2 protein-coding genes are annotated in these 2,259 nt (G+C 71.6%); both read left to right on the forward strand.

Features of this window, described 5'->3' with window-relative positions:
• Nucleotides 1–220: 220 nt before the first annotated feature.
• The gene (locus tag ACFWY6_RS41875) at nt 221–619 is read left to right on the forward strand and encodes a GNAT family N-acetyltransferase (protein ID WP_384702072.1); all 399 of its coding nucleotides are present in this window, start codon (nt 221–223) and stop codon (nt 617–619) included.
• Nucleotides 620–674: 55 nt separating this feature from the next.
• On the forward strand, nt 675–2,120 hold the full coding sequence (gene argG, locus ACFWY6_RS41880) for an argininosuccinate synthase (RefSeq protein WP_384702075.1): 1,446 nt from the start codon (nt 675–677) through the stop codon (nt 2,118–2,120).
• Nucleotides 2,121–2,259 lie beyond the last annotated feature (139 nt).

A 2,259-nucleotide genomic window follows, 5' to 3' on the forward strand; every position in this document is an offset into this window, starting at 1 on the left:
CTTCTCCTGCCACACCTCCGAGCCGCCCCCCTCGTGGCTCCGGCCGACGGTTACGGCCCCCGCCCGGCCGGGCGCCCCGGGCCCCCCCCCTCGGCACCGGGCGGCCCGACAAACGCGGGGCTGCGGCCGGCAGGTTGTACGCGGCTGTAGAAGGGTGGCTAGGGTGCGGGCAATGTTCTGCGACAGGGTTGTCTGCGGGAGGCATCTTGAGTGACATGCCGTGCTCTATGAGACGTCACGTGAGAAGCGCGAGAACCGCGTGAGCCGCCCGGCCAGGGAAGCCGCCGCCCGCTTCGAGCGCGTCGTGGAGACACTGCCCGCGGGCCCCAGGGCCGTCGCCATGGTGGACCTCGCCGACCGGTCGGTGGGCCGCCTCGACTACCAGATCTGCCATCCGTGCCGGCTCGGCTACATCGGCAACATCGCCGTCGCCACCCACTGGCAGGGCCAGGGCCTGGGCCGCCACGCCCTGCACACGGCCCTGGCCGGCTGCGCGGACTACTCCTGGTCCACCTCACGGCAGTCGTCCCAGGGGCGGCGCTTCTTCGCCGCCATAGAGGACGAGACGGAGACCGCCTTCCCGCCCAGTGGGGTGCGGTGCCCGCACATGGCGCCCTGAAGCAGCTCCAAGACATCGCTTTGCATGACCATGCGCGATGATGCATACTCTTCCTATGTCTAAGGTCCTCACCTCCCTTCCCGCCGGCGAGCGCGTCGGCATCGCCTTCTCGGGCGGCCTCGACACCTCGGTCGCGGTCGCCTGGATGCGCGACAAGGGCGCCGTCCCGTGCACCTACACCGCCGACATCGGCCAGTACGACGAGCCCGACATCGCCTCGGTGCCCGGCCGGGCGAAGAGCTACGGCGCCGAGATCGCGCGCCTGGTCGACTGCCGTGCGGCGCTGGTCGAGGAGGGCCTTGCCGCGCTCACCTGCGGCGCGTTCCACATCCGCTCGGGCGGGCGTGCCTACTTCAACACCACGCCGCTCGGCCGTGCCGTCACCGGCACCCTGCTGGTCCGGGCGATGCTCGAGGACAACGTCCAGATCTGGGGCGACGGCTCGACCTTCAAGGGCAACGACATCGAGCGGTTCTACCGCTACGGCCTGCTCGCCAACCCGCACCTGCGGATCTACAAGCCCTGGCTCGACGCGGACTTCGTGACCGAGCTCGGCGGCCGTAAGGAAATGTCGGAGTGGCTCGTCGCGCACGACCTGCCCTACCGCGACAGCACGGAGAAGGCGTACTCCACCGACGCCAACATCTGGGGCGCCACCCACGAGGCCAAGATCCTCGAGCACCTCAACACGGGTGTCGAGACCGTCGAGCCGATCATGGGCGTGAAGTTCTGGGACCCGTCGGTCGAGATCGCCACCGAGGACGTGACCATCGGCTTCGACCAGGGCCGCCCGGTGACGATCAACGGCAAGGAGTTCGCCTCCGCCGTCGACCTGGTGATGGAGGCCAACGCCATCGGCGGCCGCCACGGCATGGGCATGTCGGACCAGATCGAGAACCGGATCATCGAGGCCAAGAGCCGCGGCATCTACGAGGCGCCCGGCATGGCCCTGCTGCACGCCGCGTACGAGCGCCTGGTCAACGCGATCCACAACGAGGACACCCTCGCCCAGTACCACAACGAGGGCCGGCGCCTGGGCCGTCTCATGTACGAGGGCCGCTGGCTCGACCCGCAGGCGCTCATGGTGCGCGAGTCGATCCAGCGCTGGGTCGGCACGGCCGTCACCGGCGAGGTCACGCTGCGGCTGCGGCGCGGCGAGGACTACTCGATCCTCGACACCACGGGCCCGGCGTTCAGCTACCACCCGGACAAGCTGTCCATGGAGCGCACCGAGGACTCCGCGTTCGGCCCGGTGGACCGGATCGGCCAGCTCACCATGCGCAACCTCGACATCGCCGACTCGCGCGCCAAGCTGGAGCAGTACGCGGGCCTCGGCCTGATCGGCACCGGCAGCCCCGCCATCGGTGCCGCGCAGGCGGCCGCGACCGGCCTGATCGGCAGCATGCCGGAGGGCGGCGCCGAGGCCATCGCCTCCCGCGGCGAGGTCTCCGAGGACGACGCGATGCTGGACCGCGCCGCGATGGAGTCCGGCACGGACTGACCGGCTCCGTCGAGCGGAAGCAGGAGAAGGGCCGACCCGGCGCCGGGGGGGGGCGGTGCCGGCCCCCGGGCGCGCCGCCCGGAAGTCACCCCCCCCCCGCGGGGGGCCCCGCGCCCCGCCCGCGGGGCCGCGGGGGCCC

The organism is Streptomyces sp. NPDC059037 (genome assembly GCF_042740015.1).
Classification (GTDB): Bacteria; Actinomycetota; Actinomycetes; order Streptomycetales; family Streptomycetaceae; genus Streptomyces.

Coding starts and splice junctions, on each gene's coding strand:
- argG (WP_384702075.1), top strand. CDS start 675: ATGTCTAAGGTCCTCACCTCCCTTCCCGCCGGCGAGCGCGTCGGCATC.